Origin of the sequence: Actinocorallia herbida (genome assembly GCF_003751225.1) — a bacterium.
Classification (GTDB): domain Bacteria; phylum Actinomycetota; class Actinomycetes; order Streptosporangiales; family Streptosporangiaceae; genus Actinocorallia; species Actinocorallia herbida.
In genome coordinates this window covers 7783964-7801202 of record NZ_RJKE01000001.1, presented here as the reverse complement: position 1 = coordinate 7801202, position 17239 = coordinate 7783964, and the positions used below count along the sequence as shown (strand labels likewise).

The following is a 17239-nucleotide window of genomic DNA, read 5'->3' as shown; positions in this document are numbered from 1 at the left end:
CCCCTCCCTCGTAGGAGGATCTTTCTACTCCGCATGAGGATTCGTTCTTTCTGGAATCGGTGTTACTCCCGTAGCTCGGTGCAATCTCCCGAGGTGGGTTGGCCGTTCAAGGTGTCCGCCTTACGCTGCGTATGGATATCAATTACGAAACTGACCGAGAAAGCCGGTCGCCAGCGCTCGGGGGCGTGCACAGTAGTGACGAAGCACACAACCGGCAGAGGTGAGGAGGCCGGCACGGATGGCGGAACCCCCCCGTAAGGAAGCCGACCGGGCACGCTGGATTCGCGCGCAGGGCCTGGCGCGCGGCCTCGCCGTCGCACAGATAGCGGCGGAGATCGCCGAGCAGTGCGGCCCTCTTTTCAGCACGAGCCGGATCAAGGCCCATCGGTTGGCCGGTGGGGTGGCGCTGTCAGACGTGGTGGCTCAGATGCGGGCTCTGTACGAGCTGGACGGCAAGCCTCCGCCGAAGATCGGCGAGACCCTGCTCTCCGCGTACGAGAGCGGTTACAAGAGACCAGGACCGGAGTATCTGCACTACATCTGCCTGGTCTACCGCGTCGAACCCGGCGATCTCGGTTACCCGGGCCCCTGCGTGTGCGGGCGGACCCATGACCACAGACCCGGCGGCACTCAGGCAGCTGCCGCCCGGGACGACGCGGAGGCGCTGATCGGCTCGGTCATCGACCGGGCCTGGTTGGTCCGCCAGCAGCTGGGTCAGGGTCTGCCCGGTATCGAGGGACCGGGGTCGTTGGACCTAGGAGAGGAGGACGTCGTGCTCCGCCGGACGCTACTGCAGCTGCTGGCCGGGACAGGCGTGGCCCTGGACGGCCAGTTCCTCGGGGCGGTGGACCAGCTCCGCAGGAAGATGGACGACACCCTCGTGAACGCCACGGTGTCGCCGACCATGCTCGACCAATGGGAAGAGACGATCCTCGGGTACGGCCAGTCGTACCAGTCGACGCCCTCGCTGCGGATGCTGTGCGATGTGCTCTTGGACTTCAGCGAGGTCCGCAGGCTGTGCGACCAGCGCCAGCCGATCGAGCTCCAGGAACGGCTGTGCCGGATCGCGGCCCAGCTCTCCGGGATCTCGGGGCTCATCATGATCAATCTCGGTGACCACCGCCTCGCCCGCTCGTTCTTCCGGACCGCCCGCACCGCCGCCGACGAGACCGGCGACCGGGGCCTGCGGGCCTGGGTGACGGTCCGGGAGTCCCTGCTGCCGCTGTACTACGGCGACCCCAGGGAGGCCCTGCACCTGGCCCGCAAGGCCCAGGACCTGGCAGGGCGCAGCCCCAACGTCGCGGCGGCGATGGCCCCGGCCGTCGAGGCAAGGGCGCTCGGGCAGCTCGCGCTGCGCGGCCGCTCGGACGCCGCCCCGACGGCCCGGCGCGCGCTCGTGCGCGGCAGGGCGGTCTTCGACCAGCTCAGCAAGGCCCAGACGAGCGACCTGGTGTTCGGCTTCACCGACCGCCAGATGTCGTTCTACGAGGGAGACACCTTCACCAACCTCGGCGACCACGCCAAGGGCGAGGAGACGTTGCGCAACGCCCTCACGCTCTATTCGCCGACCGAGATCATCGACCGGACCCTCGTCAAGCTGGACCGCGCGCACTGCGCGATCCACGCGGGCGACGCCGACGCCGCGGCGGTAAGGGCCAAGGAAGCGATCATGGAGCTGGACCCCGAGCACAGGTCCGACATCCTCATGCACCGGGCCCGCCAGCTCGCCACGGCGGCCCACCAGCAGTTCGGGGACTACCCGCTGCTCCGCGATCTGCGCGAGACGCTGGCCTCGGTGCCGTCCGTGCAGAGCCCGATGAACCCGGGGGAGAAATCACCTCCCTCGGATCAGGTCTGACCCGGCTGTGGTGGCCATCGGGAGCGGCGCCAGGACACTCGTCCGGCGCCCAGCCATCATGCCCGAGTGGACGTTCGGCGACCTGACGATCCGCCGCTATCTGGCGGTCGACAACCCGGTGGTGCTGTCGTTGCACCGGGAGGGCCTGGCCCGCATAGGGCTGCGCCCGGGAGACGGCGTCTACTACGAGAACGATCTGCACGACCTGGAAGGGATCTACCTGGCCGACGGCCGGGGCGGCGACTTCCTCGTCGGGGTGGATCCGGACGGTGATCCCGTCGCCATGGGCGGCCTGCGCAGGGTCGACCCGTGCACCGGCGAGATGGTCCGGCTGCGGGTCAGGCACGACCTGCACCGCCTCGGCTACGGGGCGGCGATGCTCCAGGCCCTGGAGCACCGTGCGCTGGAGCTCGGCTACACGCGCCTCATCGGCGACACCACCGAGCTCCAGGGCCCGGCGCTGGAGCTGTACCGCACGTTCGGCTGGGTGGAGCTGCGCCGCGAGATGATCAACGGCATCGTCAACATCTACGGCGAGAAGAAGCTCAGCTGAGGCGGGCCGTCCGGGCGGGGAGGCGAGTTCCCCGCCCGGACGGGCCCTCCGGCGGAGCCGGCTACAGCGTCAGGCCCGTCTGGTGGGCCATGAACGACATGGTGTCCACCGAAAGGTCGACGGTCCGGGAGACCGACCGCGCGCCGTGCCCGACCTCGGCCTCGTTGCGCAGGAGGATCGGCCCGCCCTTCGCCGCGGTGCCCACCGCGTGCTGGAGCGCCGCGGCCATCTTGCGGGCGTGCAGCGGGTCGACCCGGGTGTCGCTCTCGAAGACGGTGAACAGTGTCGCCGGGTAGGACACCCCGGCCTCGACGTGGTGGTAGGGCGAGTAGCCCAGCAGCCAGCCGAACTCCTCGGCGTCCTCGACGGTCCCGTACTCGACGTTCCAGGTCTGCCCGAGGCCGAACCTCTCGTACCTGATCATGTCGAGCAGCGGGGCCGAGCAGACGACCGCCTTGTAGAGGTCGGGCCGCTGGGTCAGCGCCGCGCCGACGAGCAGGCCGCCGTTGGACCCGCCGGAGATCGCCAGCCGGTCGGCGGTGGTCCAGCCGTCGGCGATCAGCCGCTCGGCCGCGGCGTGGAAGTCGTCGAAGACGTTCTGCTTGTGCCCGAGCATGCCCGCCCGGTGCCACTCCTCGCCCTCCTCCGAGCCGCCGCGCAGGTTGGCGATGGCGTAGACGCCGCCGGCCTCGACCCAGGCGAGGATGCCCGCCGAGTAGGCGGGGGTCAGGGAGACGTTGAAGCCTCCGTACCCGTACAGGATGGTCGGCTTCGGGCCGCCTTCGAGGCTGCCGAGGACGAGCATCCGGACCGTCGTGCCGTCGGCCGAGGTGTAGGCGATCTGCCTGGCCTCGACCTCGGGGACCTCGACGGATCCGGGAGGGGCCGCCCACAGGGTCGTCGCGCCGGTGCGGGCGTCATAGTGCTGGATGCCGCCGGGGGTGACGTTGTCGGTGTAGCCGAACCACGCCTCGTGGCCGCCCTCCGGCCGCTCGACGATCCCGCCGATGGAGCCGAGGCCGGGCAGCGGGACCTCGCCGATCCGCTCGCCGGTCTCCAGGTCGTGCACGGTGATCTCGCTGATCGCGTGCCTGGTCCAGCCCGCGAGCAGGATCGGCCGGTCCAGCTCGTCGAGGATGGCGAAGTCGCTGAGCACCGCCTCGGGGTCCTCGGGCAGCAGGTCCCGCCAGGATTCGGCGGCCAGGTCGGCCGGGTCCGCGATCGCGAGGCGGCCGCGCGGGGCGTCCAGGTCGGTGAACACGTAGGCGCGGCCGTCCCTGCCGAACCGGACGCCCGTCTGCGCGTCGACCCCGATCTGGATCGGCTCGAGCGCGGGGGCGTCCGGTTCGCCGGAAGTGAGGTCGGCGTACCAGAGGTCGTTGCGCGGGGCGGTCCCGAGGGAGGCGCTGACGGTCAGGTAGTGCCCGTCGCGGCTCACCCCGACGCCGTAGTACTCGGTCTTCTCCCGGCCCTCGCCGAAGATCAGGACGTCCTCGGTCTCGGGGTCGGTGCCGAGCCGGTGCAGGTAGACGCGGCGGTGGTACTGGTCCTCGCCTTCGGGGACCTGGTCCTTGGGAAGGCGGCGGACGTAGTAGAAGGCCTCGCCTCCGGGCAGCCACGCGACCGCCGAGTACCGGCACCTGTCGATCGGTCCCTCGATGGTCGCGCCGGTGGCCACGTCCATGATCGAGAGCTGGGACTCCTCGTCGCCGCCGATCGAGAGCTGGTAGGCGAGCAGTCTGCCTTCCTTATCGGGCTGCCAGGAGTCGAGGGTGGTCTTGCCGGTCGCGTCGAGCGCGATCGGGTCGATCAGGGCCCGCTCGGTCCCGTCGGGGTCGACGGTGTAGAGCACCGCCAGCTCCTGCTCGGGAGTGCGGCGCATGAAGAAGCGGCGCTCGCCCCGCCAGACGGGGGAGGAGACGTTGCCCGCGCCGAGCAGCTCGGTGATGCGGGCGCGCAGCCGGTCCCGGCCGGGCAGGTCGTCGACCTCGGCGTGGAACAGCTCGTCCTGGGCGGCGAGCCAGTCCTTGGTCTCGGTGCCGTTCGGGTCCTCCAGCCACCGGTAGGGGTCGGCGACCCGCTGCCCGTGGATCTCCTCGACGATGTCCTGCCGCTGTGCCACCGGATAGTCCATGACGATCAGCCTACGACCAAGCAGACCAGGACTGCTGTTGCCCGGATCGGGGCATAAAGGGGTAGCGCGAACCGCATCCCATTGGTCACACTGTTGACAACTTGGGGTTGACTCATCGCCCACAGAGGAGGTCCTCGTGGCGGGTGCGACAGATTCGGCCGAGCCAGGGGCCCGGCCACGGCACGCCATGTCAGGCGTGCCGGAAAAGCCGGGCATACCAGGCAGATCGGGTAGTAGGCATGGCCTCAGCCGAGAGGCGGGGGTCGGCTGATGCGACAGGTCCTTCTCCTGAACGCCACGTACGAACCGCTCACCACGCTCCCGCTGCGGCGGGCAGTGTGCCTGGTGCTCAGGGAGAAGGCCGAAGTCGTCCATCACGACTCTTCGGGCTCCCTCGTACGGTCGGCCAACACCTCCGTCCAGGTGCCGTCGGTGATCCGGCTGCGCCGGTACGTCCGGATCCCCTTCCGGACCAGGATCCCCCTGACCCGGGCGGCGCTGATGCGGCGCGACAACTACCGGTGCGTCTACTGCGGCCGCAAGGCCGAGACCATCGACCACGTCCACCCGCGCAGCCGCGGCGGCAAGCACGCCTGGGAGAACTGCGTGGCCTCCTGCACGCCGTGCAACCACCGCAAGGCCGACCGCCTCCTCGAGGAGCTCGGCTGGTCGCTCGACATCCCCCCGTCCGTCCCCCGCGGCGCCCACTGGCGCCTGATCGGCCTCATCGGCACCGACGGCGACCCCCAGTGGGCCGCCTACGTCACCGAACCCGCTGCATGAGCGGGACCCCGGCTCGCCGGGGTCCCGCCTACACTCGGGGCATGCCCCGTTATGACTTCCGGTGCCGCTCCTGCGGCGACACGTTCGAGCTGTCCCGGCCGATGGCGCAGTCGGCCGACCCGGCCTCCTGCCCCCAGGGCCACGACGACACCGTCAAGCTGCTGTCGACCGTCGCGATGACCGGCGGCGCCGCGGCCCCCGTCCAGCGCCCCGCGGGCGGTGGCGGCGGAGGTTGCTGCGGAGGCGGCTGCTGCGGCTGACCCGGGTCCGGGTGGGGAGCGACCCACCCCGATGTACCTGGAAGAACACGCATCACGTGGACCCCTGTTCGGGCGCCCCGGCGTCTGCCCCATAGGCCGCCAAGGCCGAAGGGGCAGACGCCGGGGCTCGAAAGCGCCCGAACACCGCGGCGGTGAAGGAGCCGCGGCGAGAAGCTCAGCGCAGCTGCGAGATGTCGCGGGCGGCGCCGGTGGAGGCCGAGGTCGCCATGGCGGCATAGGCCTGAAGGGCGACGCTGACCTTGCGCTCACGGTTCACGGGGCGGTAGCCGCCGAGGTCGTGCAGCAGCTTCTCGCGGCGCTCGGCCAGCTCCTCGTAGGAGACGTCGAGCTCCAGGGTGCGGCGCGGGATGTCGATGACGATCCGGTCGCCGTCCTGGACCAGCGCGATCATGCCGCCGGCCGCGGCCTCCGGGGAGGCGTGGCCGATCGACAGGCCGCTGGTGCCGCCGGAGAAGCGGCCGTCGGTGATCAGCGCGCAGGCCTTGCCCAGGCCCCGGCCCTTGAGGAAGGACGTCGGGTAGAGCATCTCCTGCATGCCGGGACCGCCGCGCGGGCCCTCGTAGCGGATGACGACGACGTCGCCCTCCTTGACCTTCTTGCCGAGGATGCCCTCGACCGCGTCGTCCTGCGACTCGAAGACGACGGCCGGGCCCTCGAAGGTCCACAGCTCCTCTTCGACGCCCGCGGTCTTCACGATCGCGCCGTCCGGGGCGATGTTGCCGTACAGGACGGCCAGGCCGCCGTCCTGGGTGTAGGCGTGCTCAACCGCGCGGATGCAGCCCTGCTCGTCGTCGAGGTCGAGGGAGTCCCAGCGGGTGTTCTGGCTGTAGGCCTCGATGGTGCGGACCCCGCCGGGGGCGGCGTGGAACAGCTCGACGGCCTCGGGCAGCGCGTTCGGGGACTTGATGTCCCAGGCGTCGAGGAACTCGCCCAGCGTGGACCCGTGGACCGTCGGGACGTCGGGGTGCAGCAGCCCGGCCCGGTTCAGCTCGCCCAGCAGACGGGGGATGCCGCCCGCCCGGTGCACGTCCTCGATGTGGTACTTGTTCGTCGCCGGGGCGACCTTGCAGACGCACGGGACGCGCCGGGACAGCTCGTCGATCTCCTTGAGGCCGAAGTCGACCTGGGCCTCGTGCGCGGCCGCCAGCAGGTGCAGGATCGTGTTGGTCGACCCGCCCATGGCGACGTCCAGCGTCATGGCGTTCTCGAAGGCGTCGCGCGAGGCGATGGCGCGCGGCAGGACCGACTCGTCGCCGTCCTCGTAGTACCGGCGGCAGACGTCCACGATGGTCCGGCCGGCGCGCTCGAACAGCTCCTTGCGCGCGGCGTGCGTGGCCAGCGTGGTGCCGTTGCCCGGCAGGGACAGGCCGATCGCCTCGGTGAGGCAGTTCATGGAGTTGGCGGTGAACATGCCCGAGCACGACCCACAGGTCGGACAGGCGTTCTCCTCCATCTCGTCCAGGGCCTCCTGGGACACCGACTCGTCCGCCGCGGCGATCATCGGGTCGATGAGGTCGAGCTTGCGGACGGTCTTGGCGGCGCCGTCGACGACGGTGACCTTGCCGGCCTCCATCGGACCGCCGGACACGAAGACCGTGGGGATGTTCAGGCGCAGGGCGGCCAGCAGCATCCCGGGGGTGATCTTGTCGCAGTTCGACAGCGCGATGATCGCGTCGGCCCGGTGCGCCTCGACCATGTACTCCACGGCGTCGGCGATCAGCTCGCGGGACGGCAGCGAGTAGAGCATGCCGTCGTGGCCCATGGCGATGCCGTCATCGACGGCGATGGTGTTGAACTCGCGCGGAATGCCGCCCGCCTCGCGCACGGCCTCGGCGACGACCTGGGCCACCTCGCGCAGGTGCACGTGACCCGGCACGAACTGCGTGAAGCTGTTGGCGATGGCGATGATCGGCTTGCCGAAGTCCTCGCGGGCGACGCCGGTGGCGCGCAGGAGGGCGCGCGCGCCCGCCATGTTGCGGCCGTGGGTGACTGTGCGTGACCTGAGCGGAGGCAAGGGACTCTCCCAACCGTGGATCAAAAGGTGGGTGGCCCCGGGTAGGGGGCGGCGAAGGGACTCGGTGAGTCCAGCCTACTACCCCCGCAAAGGCACCCCGGCTGCTCCGGCGGGGTGCCGTGCGATCACTCGTACTTCGAAGGGAAGACCCGTTCGGCGGCCTCGCCGATCCGCGTGACGTCCTCGGGCGTGAGGACCTTGGGCCGCTTGCGGAGGTACTTCCTGGCCTGGTTCCCGGCGTAGACGTCGACGTTGCGCACCGACATCACCCGCCAGGGGACCGATGGGCCGTAGATGGCCACCGATGGCTGGACGGGGATGTCCGTGGCCATCGCCTTGCTCAGCAGCCGGCTCGCCTGGTTGGCCTCCCAGCGGGCCTCGTCCAGCCGGTCCTTCATCTCGAAGGGTCCGTGGAAGAGGCGGGTGTGGGAGAGGCTGCGGACCGGGAGGCGCTTGTCCCACGACTCGGAGTCGATGGCGTAGACGCCGGTCGGGCCGATCACCAGATGGTCGATCTTGCCGTCGCTCACGCCCTCGCCGTCGCGGGGCACGGCCCTCGCGTGCAGCACCCGCCAGCCGTCCTTGGCCAGCGCGCGGAGCTGCCGCTCGGTCCTCCGCTCGGCTGAGGAGACCGGGTAACCGCGGTCTCCGCCGCCCGCCCGCGCGGTGCGCACGGTGTCGGCGATCATCACCACCACCGCGAGCGTGAGGCCGACACGGGGGTCGAACACGATCGCGAAGAGCACGCCGACGACCAGCGCGACCGCGGTGCGGATCGCCCACAGCCGGGCACGGGGATGTCTCGCCAGCGCGCGGAGGTCGGGGCGTGGACGCTCTTCCGGAGGCTGCCCGCGGGCACCGCCGGGCTCGCCACGGTCGATGATGGCCATAGCTCAACCCCTTATCCTTCTCGCCTTGAGGCGCGTCATCGGTTTACATGCCCCCTCCCGGTGAGGGAAACGCTTACCGGAAGGTAACTCGGTTGTCCTCACCCCACCAGCCCTCGGCTAGGGTGCGGCCGTGGCGGAGATGCATCACCTGACGGCCAGGCGGCAGGCGGCCGCCGTGCGCTCGGGTGAGATCTCCCCGGTGGAGCTCACGGCGCATTATCTCGAGCGCGTCGACCGACTGGATCACCGTGTCGGGGCTTTCGTCACGCACTGCCCGGAAACTGCCCTTGATCAGGCGCGGAAGGCCGAGCGGATCGTCGCGGAGGCCGTCGCCCCGCCCGTCCTGCTGGGGCTGCCGGTGCCGGTGAAGGACCTCCACGTGGCCGCGGGGCTGCCCACCGGGTACGGCAGCCTGGCCCGAGGCGAGCCGCGCTCGCCGGTCGACGGGCCGGTGGCCGCGCTGCTGCGCGCGGCGGGCGCGGTCGTGCTCGGCAAGACGGGCAGTCCTGAGTTCGGGCTGACCTGCTACACCGATTTCACCCACTTCGCCCAGGCCGCTGACCTGGCCGAAGGCGTCGTGCCGCCTACCGTCCGCAATCCCTGGGCGCCGGACCGGCTGGCCGGGGGATCCAGCGGGGGCGCCGCCGCGGCCGTCGCGGCGGGGCTCGCGCCGCTGGCGCACGGCAGCGACGGCGGCGGCTCGATCCGCATCCCCGCGAGCGCCTGCGGCCTCGTCGGGATCAAGCCGAGCCGGCGCGTGGTGCCGGTCGGCGCCGACCCGTTCGGCCTCGCGGTCAGCGGACCGATCGCCCGCGACGTGCGGGACGCCGCGCTGCTGCTCGACGCGCTGTCCGGGCGGGCCGGAACCCCGTTCCTCGACGCCGCGGAACGCCCGCCGGGCCCGCTGCGGATCGCCAGGACGGCCCTGCCCGCCGACCCCGGCACGGTGATCCACCCGGAGTGCCTGGCCGCTTATGAGACCGCCTCGCGGCTGCTGGCCGGGCTCGGCCACGAGATCGTCGAGCTGCCGCCCGTCCGCACCCCGGCACTGGCCCGCCTCTTCGAGACGGCCTGGACCGTGCTCGCCGCGGCCGAGCGCGTCCCGGCGGATCGGGAGCGCCTGCTCCAGCCGCTCACCCGCTGGCTGCGCGAGCGCGGTGGCAGGGTCGGGCCCGCGGCGCTCGCGGAACTGCGGACCGCCCTCGCCGCCGAGGCCGACCGCGCGCTCGCCGTGATGGCGCCCTACGACGCCGTGCTCACCCCCGCGCTGGCCGAGCCGCCCGCACCGGTCGGGCACTTCACGTCGGGTTCGCCCGAGGAGGACTTCGCCCGGCAGAACGCGCACACCCCGTTCGCGGCGCTGGCCAACATCACCGGGCAGCCGTCGCTGACCCTGCCCCTGCACTGGACGCGCGACGGCCTGCCCGTCGGCGTCATGCTCTCGGGCCGCCCCGGCGGGGACGCCGCGCTCATCGCCCTCGCCGCCCGGCTGGAGGCCGCCGCGCCCGCCGGGCCGCCCTTCCCCTTCGGCTGACCCGGACTCCCGGCCGGTCAGGTGTGCAGCAGGGTGATCAGGTGGGCCGAGACGTCGGCGAGGAGGGTGTCCGGGGTGATCGGGACGCCCGCGACGGCGGAGAAGACACGGGGGAGACCGGGGATGGGGAAGTCGGGGCCTTCGGGCTCGTCGCGGAAGAGCGCGTGCTTGTCGAGGGAGCGGCTCGACCGGCCCCAGGCGTCCAGGACCTCCTCCTCGGAGGGGACGCCGAAGCCGTGGCCGACCGGGGCGGCGTGCCGCAGCCGGACGAACGCGCCGTCGGCGTACTCGCGGGCGAGGCGGCAGCGGGCGGCCAGGAGGGCCCGTTCGTCGGCGCGCTGATTCTCGATCACGGCGCACGGCGTGCGGCACTCGAACGCGCAGACGCTCAGCGCCTTGATCACCGTGGTGTGCTGGCGGTCGAGGTAGTTGCGCCAGCCCTCCGGCGGGTCCCCGGCGACGCGCAGGGACCGCTCGCACGCCGCGACCAGGCCCCGGGTGTGCGTGCAGCGGTCGTTCTCGGCGGCGACGCCGAACCGGCTTCCGGCGACCTTCATCCGCTCGGGCAGCCGCGCAGGGTCGGCGGCGTGCCCGAGGACGGGCTCCCAGGCCAGCACGGGCAGGTACTCGGCGGCGATGTGCGCGGCGGCGACCACCCCGCCCAGCTCGCGCCGCTCCCAGTGCACCGCGATCACCTCGAGCAGCAGCCGGAAGCCCGCGTGCATGGAGCCGAGCGCCCCGCGGTCGACCTCGCCGGGCTCCTGCGGCACCCGGACGGCCCTCGCCCGGTCCACCAGCGCGCGAGGCACCGACGGATCCGCGACGCCGAAATCCTCGGCGTCGAGCTGGAGAAGCTGGTGGCCGAACTCCGCGATGCCCTCGATCCGCCGCGGCGCGTGCCCGGACCTGGCCAGCGCGGCGAGGTCACCGAAGGCGCAGCGCCGCGCCAGTTCCGCCAGAACCGCCAACCGATCCCCCTACCGCCAGGTCGTCAGCGCCGCCAGAGCAGGACGAGCGCGCAGTCGTCGTCGTGGGCCGCGGACATCGACTGGACGATCTCCCGCGCGCCCTTGCGGAACCCCTGCGCGACCAGCCGGTCCGCCGAGGCGAGCAGTTCGTCGATGCCCTGGTCCAGGTCGCGGCCCGGCTGCTCGACCAGGCCGTCGGTGTACAGCATGAGCGCGTCGCCGGGGCCGAGTCGCCCGGACTCCGGCTCGCACTTCAGATCGGGCACCACACCGAGCACAACGCCCTTGGCGGTCCCGACGTGCCAGGTTCCGGCACTCGCGTCGAACTTGACGGCCGGAGGATGCCCCGCCGACTCGATCACGTAGTCGCCGGTGCCGAGGTCGAGCACCACGTGGACCGCGGTGACGAAGCCCTCGTCCCAATACTGGCGGTGGAGGTAGGAGTTGCAGGCCCCGAGGTACTGCTCCGGGGGGACCGATCCAAGGAGGCCGCCGAAGGCGCCGGACAGCATCAGCGCGCGGGTGCCCGCGGCGACGCCCTTGCCCGAGACGTCGACCAGCGCGACCTCGAGGAGGTCGCGCTCGCCGTCGGGGGAGAGATGCCGGCAGGAGACGACGAAGTCGCCGCCGAAGGACGATCCGCCCGCCTGGGCGAGTTCGACGTTGCTGTCCCAGGGGCTGGGGATCTCGGGGATCTGCCCTTGCCGGTTCAGCCTGTCGCGCAGTTCCAGCAGCATGGTCTCGCCGCGCAGGCCCTGGACGCCGAGCTGCTGGCGGTTGCGGGACAGCGCGAGCGCCAGCACCGTGGTGAGGCCGACGGTGACGATGATGCCGGGGGAGAAGCCGCGGTCGATGATCGCGGTGTCGGCGGCGACCACGGCCGCGACGACCACGAGCAGCGCGGTCAGCGCGCGGACCCGCAGCAGCAGGCCGCCCGCCAGGACGACCAGGACGAGGGCGCTCGGCGGGAACCACTGCTGGCCGACCCACTTGGTGCCCGCGCACATGCCGAGCGCGACCGCGGAGAGGAAGATCAGGACATACCGCTCACGGATCCGGCCGCGCCGCATCCAGCGATAGAGCGCCACGAGGACCGGCACACGCCGGAGTTGGGCGCGCACCTTGGGCGGCAGGAGGTGAACCAGGCGTTGCAGCATGTCGTCGCCACTGTATCGAGCAAAACCGCCCTGCGGCGTCAATCCGCCCGACCCTCACCCCGAGGACAGCGCCCTGAGATAGTTATTGCGAGGGTCTTGCAACAACGTTTGGTGCGTTACAAAGTAGGATCCATTGGTTCTACCAGGGAGGATCCGCCGTGCATGTACCCGACGGCTTCATCAACGCGCCGGTCTCGGTCGCGACGGGGGTCGTGGCCGCAATCGGCGTGGGCGTCGCCTTGCGCGGCGCCCGTCGTGAACTCGACGACGCCACCGCGCCCCTCGCCGGGGTGAGCGCGGCCTTCATCTTCGCGGCCCAGATGCTCAACTTCCCCGTCGCCGCGGGTACCAGCGGCCACCTGCTGGGCGGGGCGCTGGCCGCGATCCTGGTCGGCCCCTATACCGGGGCCCTCGTGGTGGCGGTCGTGCTCTTCGTGCAGGGCCTGCTCTTCGCCGACGGCGGACTGACGGCCCTGGGCACCAACATCACGATCATGTCCCTGGTGACGGTGCTCGTCGGCTACGGCGTATTCAGGGCCGTCCTCGCCGTGCTGCCCGAGAAGCGCGTGAGCGTCTCCGTCGCGACCTTCCTCGGCGCGGTCGTCTCGGTCCCGGCCGCGGCGGTCGTCTTCACCGGGATCTACGCGATCGGCGGCACCACCGACATTCCGCTCGGCTCGATGCTCACCGCGATGGTCGGCGTCCACCTCCTCATCGGCCTCGGCGAGGCGGTGATCACCACGGCGACCGTCTCCAGCGCGCTGGCCGTCCGGCCCGACCTCGTGTACGGCGCCCGAGGGCTGCGCAAGCCCCTCCAGATCATCAAGGTCTCCGACTCCCAGGGAGCCGCCGCGTGAGCGCAGTCAGCACCGGCCGCCGGGTCGGGACCAAGGTCTTCGTGGCCGCGGGCCTCCTCGTCGCGCTCGTCCTCGCAGGGTTCGTCAGCTACTACGCCTCCGGCAGTCCCGACGGCCTGGAGAAGGTCGCGGCCGACAAGGGCTTCGACGCGGGGGCCGAGGATCACGCCTCCGCCGGTTCGCCGCTCGCCGACTACGGCGTCTCCGGCGTGGAGAATGCCCGGCTTTCAGGTGGCCTGTCCGGTGTGATCGGCGTCGGGGTGGTCCTGGTGGTGGGCGGAGGGCTGTTCTGGGCGCTGCGTCGCCGTCAGGCGCCCGAGGACGCGGCCTGAGATGGGGGCGGGTCACGCGCACGATCTGTACGTGCGCCGGGAGTCGCCGGTGCACGCGCTGCCGCCGCACTGCAAGATCCTCGCGACGGTCGGCTTCGTGCTGGCCGTCGCGGTCACCCCGCGGCACGTGATCTGGGCCTTCGCGCTCTACGCGGTGCTGCTGGGGGCCGTGGCGGCGATCGCCCGCATCCCCGCGGGGACGATCGCGCGGCGGATGGTGATCGAGGTGCCGTTCGTGGCCTTCGCCCTCTTCCTTCCCTTCGTCGCCCGGGGGCCCGAGGTCGAGGTCCTGGGCCTCGCGCTCAGCCGGGACGGCCTGTGGGGCGCGTTCGGGATCCTCGCCAAGGGCACCCTCGGCGTCGTCGCGTCGATCCTGCTGGCCGCCACCACCGAGCCGCGCACGCTCCTGCTCGGGGTCGAGCGGCTCGGCCTGCCGCCGCTGCTCACCCAGATCGCCACCTTCATGTTCCGCTACCTCGACGTCGTGACCGATGAACTCCGCCGGATGCGGGTGGCCAGGGCGTCGCGCGGATTCGAGGCGCGCGACCTGCGCGACGCCAGGATCCTCGCCCGCTCCCTCGGCTCGCTGTTCCTGCGCTGCTACGAGCGGGGTGAGCGGGTTCACCTCGCGATGCTGAGCCGCGGCTACGACGGCCGGATGCCCGTCCTGGCCGAGGCCGGGGCGTCCCGGGGCCAATGGGCGGTCAGCGCGGTGCTGCCCGCGGCAGCCGCCCTGGTCGCGGCGGGTGCTTGGATGGCCGTGTGGACGCTTCACTAGAGCTCTCCGGCCTCGCCTACGCCTACCCCGATGGCACCCAGGCGCTGTTCGGCGTGACCACGTCGATAGCGCGCGGGGAGCGGGTCGCCCTCCTCGGCCCGAACGGCGCGGGCAAGACGACCCTCGTCCTTCACCTCAACGGCATCCTGCACGGCGGCGCGGGCACCGTGCGCGTGGGCGGGATGACCGTGGACCCGTCGGACAAGAAGGCGCTGAAGGAGATCCGGCGGCGTGTCGGAATCGTCTTCCAGGACCCCGACGACCAGCTCTTCATGCCCACGGTCAAGGAGGACGTCGCGTTCGGCCCGGCCAACCTGGGCCTGCGCGGCCGGGACCTCGACCGGCGCGTCGCCGACGCGCTCGAGCGGGTCGGGATGGCGGAGTTCGCCGACCGGGCGCCGCAGCACCTCAGCTTCGGCCAGCGCCGCAGGGTCGCGGTGGCGACGGTGCTGGCGATGGAGCCGGAGATCCTCGTGCTGGACGAGCCGTCGTCCAACCTCGACCCCGCCTCGCGCCGGGAGCTCGCCGAGATCCTGCTCTCCCTCGACGTCACCGTCCTCATGGTCACGCACGACCTGCCTTACGCGGCGCAGCTCTGTCCGCGGGCGCTCGTCCTGTCCGGCGGGGTGATCGCCGCCGACGGCCCGATCCTGGGCCTGCTCTCCGACGCCGACCTGATGGCCGCGCACAGGCTGGAGCTTCCCTTCGGCTTCGTGCCGCAGGCCCTGTCCGGCGCCTGAACCCGGCCGAAGCGTCTTCTCGACCGGGGGAAACCGCGTTCCTGTTGCGCCACGGTGAGTGATCGGCGACACTTTGAAGTGACAACCGTTTTCATTTCACTTCACCACGAGATCCACCGGGGGCCATCGTGAAGGTAGCTTTCGTCGGCAAGGGCGGTAGCGGCAAGACCACCCTGTCCTCGCTGTTCATCCGTCATCTGCACGCCACGGGCCTGCCCGTCGTGGCCGTCGACGCCGACATCAACCAGCACCTGGGCACCGCGCTCGGCCTGTCCGACGAGTCCGTCGCGCCGCCGCTCGGCGACCACCTGGCCCTGCTCAAGGACCACTTGCGCGGCGACAACCCGCGCATCGGCTCGGCCGCGACCATGGTGAAGACCACGCCGCCGGGCCGCGGCTCGCGGCTGCTCCACCTGTTCGGCCGCGACCCGTTCCACACCGACCTGGCGCTGGACGTCGCGCCGGGCCTCAAGCTGCTGGCCACCGGCCCGTTCACCGACGACGACCTGGGCGTGGCCTGCTACCACTCCAAGACCGGCGCGGTGGAGCTGTACCTCAACCACCTCGTGGACGGTCCCGGCGAGTACGTCGTCGTCGACATGACCGCGGGCGCCGACACCTTCGCGTCGGGTCTGTTCACCCGCTTCGACGTGCTGTTCCTGGTCGCCGAGCCCACCCGCAAGGGCGTCAGCGTCTACCGCCAGTACACCGACTACGCCCGCGACTACGACGTCACCATCAAGGTCGTCGGCAACAAGGTGCACGACGAGCAGGACGTGGACTACCTGCGCGAACACGTCGGCGCGGACCTGCTCACCTGGTTCGGGCACTCCCCGGCCGTCCGGGCGATCGAGCAGGGCCGTGAGGGCGCGGCCCTGGAAGAGGCCGGCATCGCCTCCATGGACGTGCTGCGCAAGACCGTCGACGAGCAGGTCAAGGACTGGGGCACCTACCTGCGCCAGGCCGCGGAGTTCCATGTGAAGAACGCGCGGAGCTGGGCCAACCGGGCGACGGGGGAGGACCTCGCCGCGCAGGTGGACCCGGAGTTCGCGTTCCCGGCCTGACCTGGGAGACTGTGCGCCATGCGAGTTTTCCTGGGATCGGACCACGCCGGCTACGAGCTGAAGGAGCACCTGGTCGGCTGGCTGACGGCCAACGGCCACGAGGTCGTCGACTGCGGACCCAAGGTCTACGACGCCGTCGACGACTACCCGCCGTTCGTGCTGCGCGCGGCCGAGGGCACGGCGGCCGAACCCGCCTCGCTCGGCATCGTGCTCGGCGGCTCGGGCAACGGCGAGGCGATCGCGGCCAACAAGGTCAAGGGCATCCGCGCCGCGCTGGTGTGGAGCGAGGACACCGCCACCCTCGCCCGCGAGCACAACGACGCCAACGTCATCAGCATCGGCGCCCGCCAGCACACGCTCGAGGAGGCCACCCGCTTCGTCGAGCTGTTCCTGGCCACCGCGTACTCCGATGAGGCGCGCCACACCCGGCGCATCGACATGCTGAGCGAGTACGAGAACACCCGTCAGCTCCCGCCGCTGCCGTAGCCACCCGTCCGCAGACGACAAAAGACCCCTTCACACCTGTTCTTCAGGTGCGAAGGGGTCTTTTCTCGTTTCTCCGGTCGGGCCGGCCGCTCAGTCGAAGCTCGGCGCGGCGGTGCGGGTGCGCTTGAGCTCGTAGAAGCCGGGGACGGACGCCGCGAGGCGCAGTCCCTCGAAGAGGCGCAGCGCGTCGTCACCGCGCGGGATCGGGGTGATGACGGGGCCGAAGAACGCGGCGCTGCCCTGGATCGCCACGACGGGGGTGCCGACCTCCTCGCCCACCTTGTCGATCCCGACCTTGTGGGAGGCCCGCACGTCGTCGTCGTGCTCCTCGCTGGAGGCGGCCTCCAGGAGCGCGGCGTCGAGGCCCGCGGCGGCGAGCGCCTCGGTGATGACCTCGTCGGTGATCCCGCGGCCCTCGTTGTGGATGCGCGTGCCCAGCTCGGTGTAGAGCGGGCCGAGCACCTCGCCGCCGTACTTCTGCTCCGCGGCGATCGCCACGCGGACCGGGCGCCAGCCGCGCTGGATCATCTCGCGGTACTGCTCGGGCACGTCCTTGCCCTCGTTCAGGACCGAGAGCGACATCACATGCCAGCGCACGTCCAGCGGACGCTGCGCGGCGACCTCGTGGATCCAGCGGGACGTGATCCACGCCCACGGGCACAGCGGGTCGAACCAGAAATCGACGGTGATCGTCTCGTTCTCCGACAAGGGTTACCTCCGGGTGACGGCGTGCGGGTCCACCAAGCCGAACCGGCCATCAGCTCCGTTGATTCCCCGGCTCTGGGTAGACATGAAAAGATCCGGAGATCA

17 protein-coding genes are annotated in these 17239 nt (G+C 71.5%); 11 read left to right on the top strand and 6 right to left on the bottom strand.

Annotation, left to right across the window (positions count from 1 at the left end; genetic code table 11):
- Positions 1-238 precede the first annotated feature (238 nt).
- Positions 239-1858, top strand: coding sequence for an NsdA family TPR-like regulatory protein (locus EDD29_RS35475; RefSeq protein ID WP_246053171.1), 1620 nt, complete (start codon positions 239-241; stop codon positions 1856-1858).
- Between the two features lie 10 nt (positions 1859-1868).
- A complete protein-coding gene (locus EDD29_RS35470) occupies positions 1869-2411 on the top strand; it encodes a GNAT family N-acetyltransferase (protein WP_246053170.1) in 543 nt (180 codons plus the stop codon).
- Between the two features lie 61 nt (positions 2412-2472).
- On the opposite strand, the gene EDD29_RS35465 is transcribed toward EDD29_RS35470, so the two are convergent.
- On the bottom strand, positions 2473-4545 hold the full coding sequence (locus EDD29_RS35465; protein WP_123668600.1) for a prolyl oligopeptidase family serine peptidase: 2073 nt from the start codon (positions 4543-4545) through the stop codon (positions 2473-2475).
- A 270-nt stretch (positions 4546-4815) separates the two neighbouring features.
- On the opposite strand from EDD29_RS35465, the gene EDD29_RS35460 reads away from it, so the two are divergent.
- Together EDD29_RS35460 and EDD29_RS35455 are read left to right on the top strand one after the other, a co-directional pair.
- Positions 4816-5328, top strand: coding sequence for an HNH endonuclease (locus EDD29_RS35460; RefSeq protein ID WP_123668599.1), 513 nt, complete (start codon positions 4816-4818; stop codon positions 5326-5328).
- A gap of 41 nt (positions 5329-5369) precedes the next feature.
- On the top strand, positions 5370-5588 hold the full coding sequence (locus EDD29_RS35455) for an FmdB family zinc ribbon protein (protein WP_123668598.1): 219 nt from the start codon (positions 5370-5372) through the stop codon (positions 5586-5588).
- 175 nt (positions 5589-5763) lie between these two features.
- On the opposite strand, the gene ilvD is transcribed toward EDD29_RS35455, so the two are convergent.
- Complete coding sequence (gene ilvD / locus EDD29_RS35450; RefSeq protein WP_123668597.1) at positions 5764-7623, bottom strand: dihydroxy-acid dehydratase; 1860 nt, start codon at positions 7621-7623, stop codon at positions 5764-5766.
- A 125-nt stretch (positions 7624-7748) separates the two neighbouring features.
- Positions 7749-8513: a nuclease-related domain-containing protein gene (locus EDD29_RS35445; RefSeq protein WP_123668596.1), complete on the bottom strand. Its 765-nt coding sequence runs from the start codon at positions 8511-8513 to the stop codon at positions 7749-7751.
- Positions 8514-8652: 139 nt separating this feature from the next.
- Between EDD29_RS35445 and EDD29_RS35440 the strand changes: the two genes are divergently transcribed.
- On the top strand, positions 8653-10047 hold the full coding sequence (locus EDD29_RS35440; RefSeq protein WP_342774485.1) for an amidase: 1395 nt from the start codon (positions 8653-8655) through the stop codon (positions 10045-10047).
- Positions 10048-10064: 17 nt separating this feature from the next.
- Here EDD29_RS35440 and EDD29_RS35435 read toward each other — a convergent pair whose 3' ends face one another.
- Positions 10065-11015: a hypothetical protein gene (locus EDD29_RS35435; protein WP_123668594.1), complete on the bottom strand. Its 951-nt coding sequence runs from the start codon at positions 11013-11015 to the stop codon at positions 10065-10067.
- Between the two features lie 23 nt (positions 11016-11038).
- The gene (locus EDD29_RS35430) at positions 11039-12172 is read right to left on the bottom strand and encodes a PP2C family protein-serine/threonine phosphatase (protein WP_123668593.1); all 1134 of its coding nucleotides are present in this window, start codon (positions 12170-12172) and stop codon (positions 11039-11041) included.
- Positions 12173-12330: 158 nt separating this feature from the next.
- Between EDD29_RS35430 and EDD29_RS35425 the strand changes: the two genes are divergently transcribed.
- From EDD29_RS35425 to EDD29_RS35405, 6 genes are all read left to right on the top strand, one after another.
- The gene (locus tag EDD29_RS35425) at positions 12331-13029 is read left to right on the top strand and encodes an energy-coupling factor ABC transporter permease (RefSeq protein WP_246053169.1); all 699 of its coding nucleotides are present in this window, start codon (positions 12331-12333) and stop codon (positions 13027-13029) included.
- Positions 13026-13361, top strand: coding sequence for a PDGLE domain-containing protein (locus EDD29_RS47385; RefSeq protein ID WP_246053168.1), 336 nt, complete (start codon positions 13026-13028; stop codon positions 13359-13361). Before EDD29_RS35425 ends, EDD29_RS47385 begins: the two co-directional genes overlap by 4 nt.
- A 1-nt stretch (position 13362) precedes the next feature.
- A complete protein-coding gene (cbiQ, locus tag EDD29_RS35420; protein ID WP_123668592.1) occupies positions 13363-14139 on the top strand; it encodes a cobalt ECF transporter T component CbiQ in 777 nt (258 codons plus the stop codon).
- On the top strand, positions 14124-14879 hold the full coding sequence (locus EDD29_RS35415; protein WP_246053167.1) for an energy-coupling factor ABC transporter ATP-binding protein: 756 nt from the start codon (positions 14124-14126) through the stop codon (positions 14877-14879). The genes cbiQ and EDD29_RS35415 overlap by 16 nt, the downstream gene beginning before the upstream one ends.
- Before the next feature lie 128 nt (positions 14880-15007).
- On the top strand, positions 15008-15943 hold the full coding sequence (locus tag EDD29_RS35410) for an ATP-binding protein (protein WP_123668590.1): 936 nt from the start codon (positions 15008-15010) through the stop codon (positions 15941-15943).
- An 18-nt stretch (positions 15944-15961) separates the two neighbouring features.
- Positions 15962-16429, top strand: a complete 468-nt coding sequence (locus EDD29_RS35405) for a ribose-5-phosphate isomerase (protein WP_123668589.1) — start codon at positions 15962-15964, stop codon at positions 16427-16429.
- A 90-nt stretch (positions 16430-16519) separates the two neighbouring features.
- Here the strand turns inward: EDD29_RS35405 and EDD29_RS35400 are convergent, their stop codons facing one another.
- On the bottom strand, positions 16520-17137 hold the full coding sequence (locus tag EDD29_RS35400) for a mycothiol-dependent nitroreductase Rv2466c family protein (RefSeq protein ID WP_123668588.1): 618 nt from the start codon (positions 17135-17137) through the stop codon (positions 16520-16522).
- Between the last annotated feature and the right edge of the window lie 102 nt (positions 17138-17239).

What these genes read in the sequence shown, in the direction of transcription:
- EDD29_RS35405 (WP_123668589.1), top strand. Translation starts at nt 15,962, where the DNA reads ATGCGAGTTTTCCTGGGATCGGACCACGCCGGCTACGAGCTGAAGGAG.
- cbiQ (WP_123668592.1), top strand. Translation starts at nt 13,363, where the DNA reads ATGGGGGCGGGTCACGCGCACGATCTGTACGTGCGCCGGGAGTCGCCG.
- EDD29_RS35465 (WP_123668600.1), bottom strand. Translation starts at nt 4,545, where the DNA reads ATGGACTATCCGGTGGCACAGCGGCAGGACATCGTCGAGGAGATCCAC.
- EDD29_RS35440 (WP_342774485.1), top strand. Translation starts at nt 8,653, where the DNA reads ATGCATCACCTGACGGCCAGGCGGCAGGCGGCCGCCGTGCGCTCGGGT.
- EDD29_RS35460 (WP_123668599.1), top strand. Translation starts at nt 4,816, where the DNA reads ATGCGACAGGTCCTTCTCCTGAACGCCACGTACGAACCGCTCACCACG.
- EDD29_RS35430 (WP_123668593.1), bottom strand. Translation starts at nt 12,172, where the DNA reads ATGCTGCAACGCCTGGTTCACCTCCTGCCGCCCAAGGTGCGCGCCCAA.
- EDD29_RS35455 (WP_123668598.1), top strand. Translation starts at nt 5,370, where the DNA reads ATGCCCCGTTATGACTTCCGGTGCCGCTCCTGCGGCGACACGTTCGAG.
- EDD29_RS35475 (WP_246053171.1), top strand. Translation starts at nt 239, where the DNA reads ATGGCGGAACCCCCCCGTAAGGAAGCCGACCGGGCACGCTGGATTCGC.
- EDD29_RS35445 (WP_123668596.1), bottom strand. Translation starts at nt 8,513, where the DNA reads ATGGCCATCATCGACCGTGGCGAGCCCGGCGGTGCCCGCGGGCAGCCT.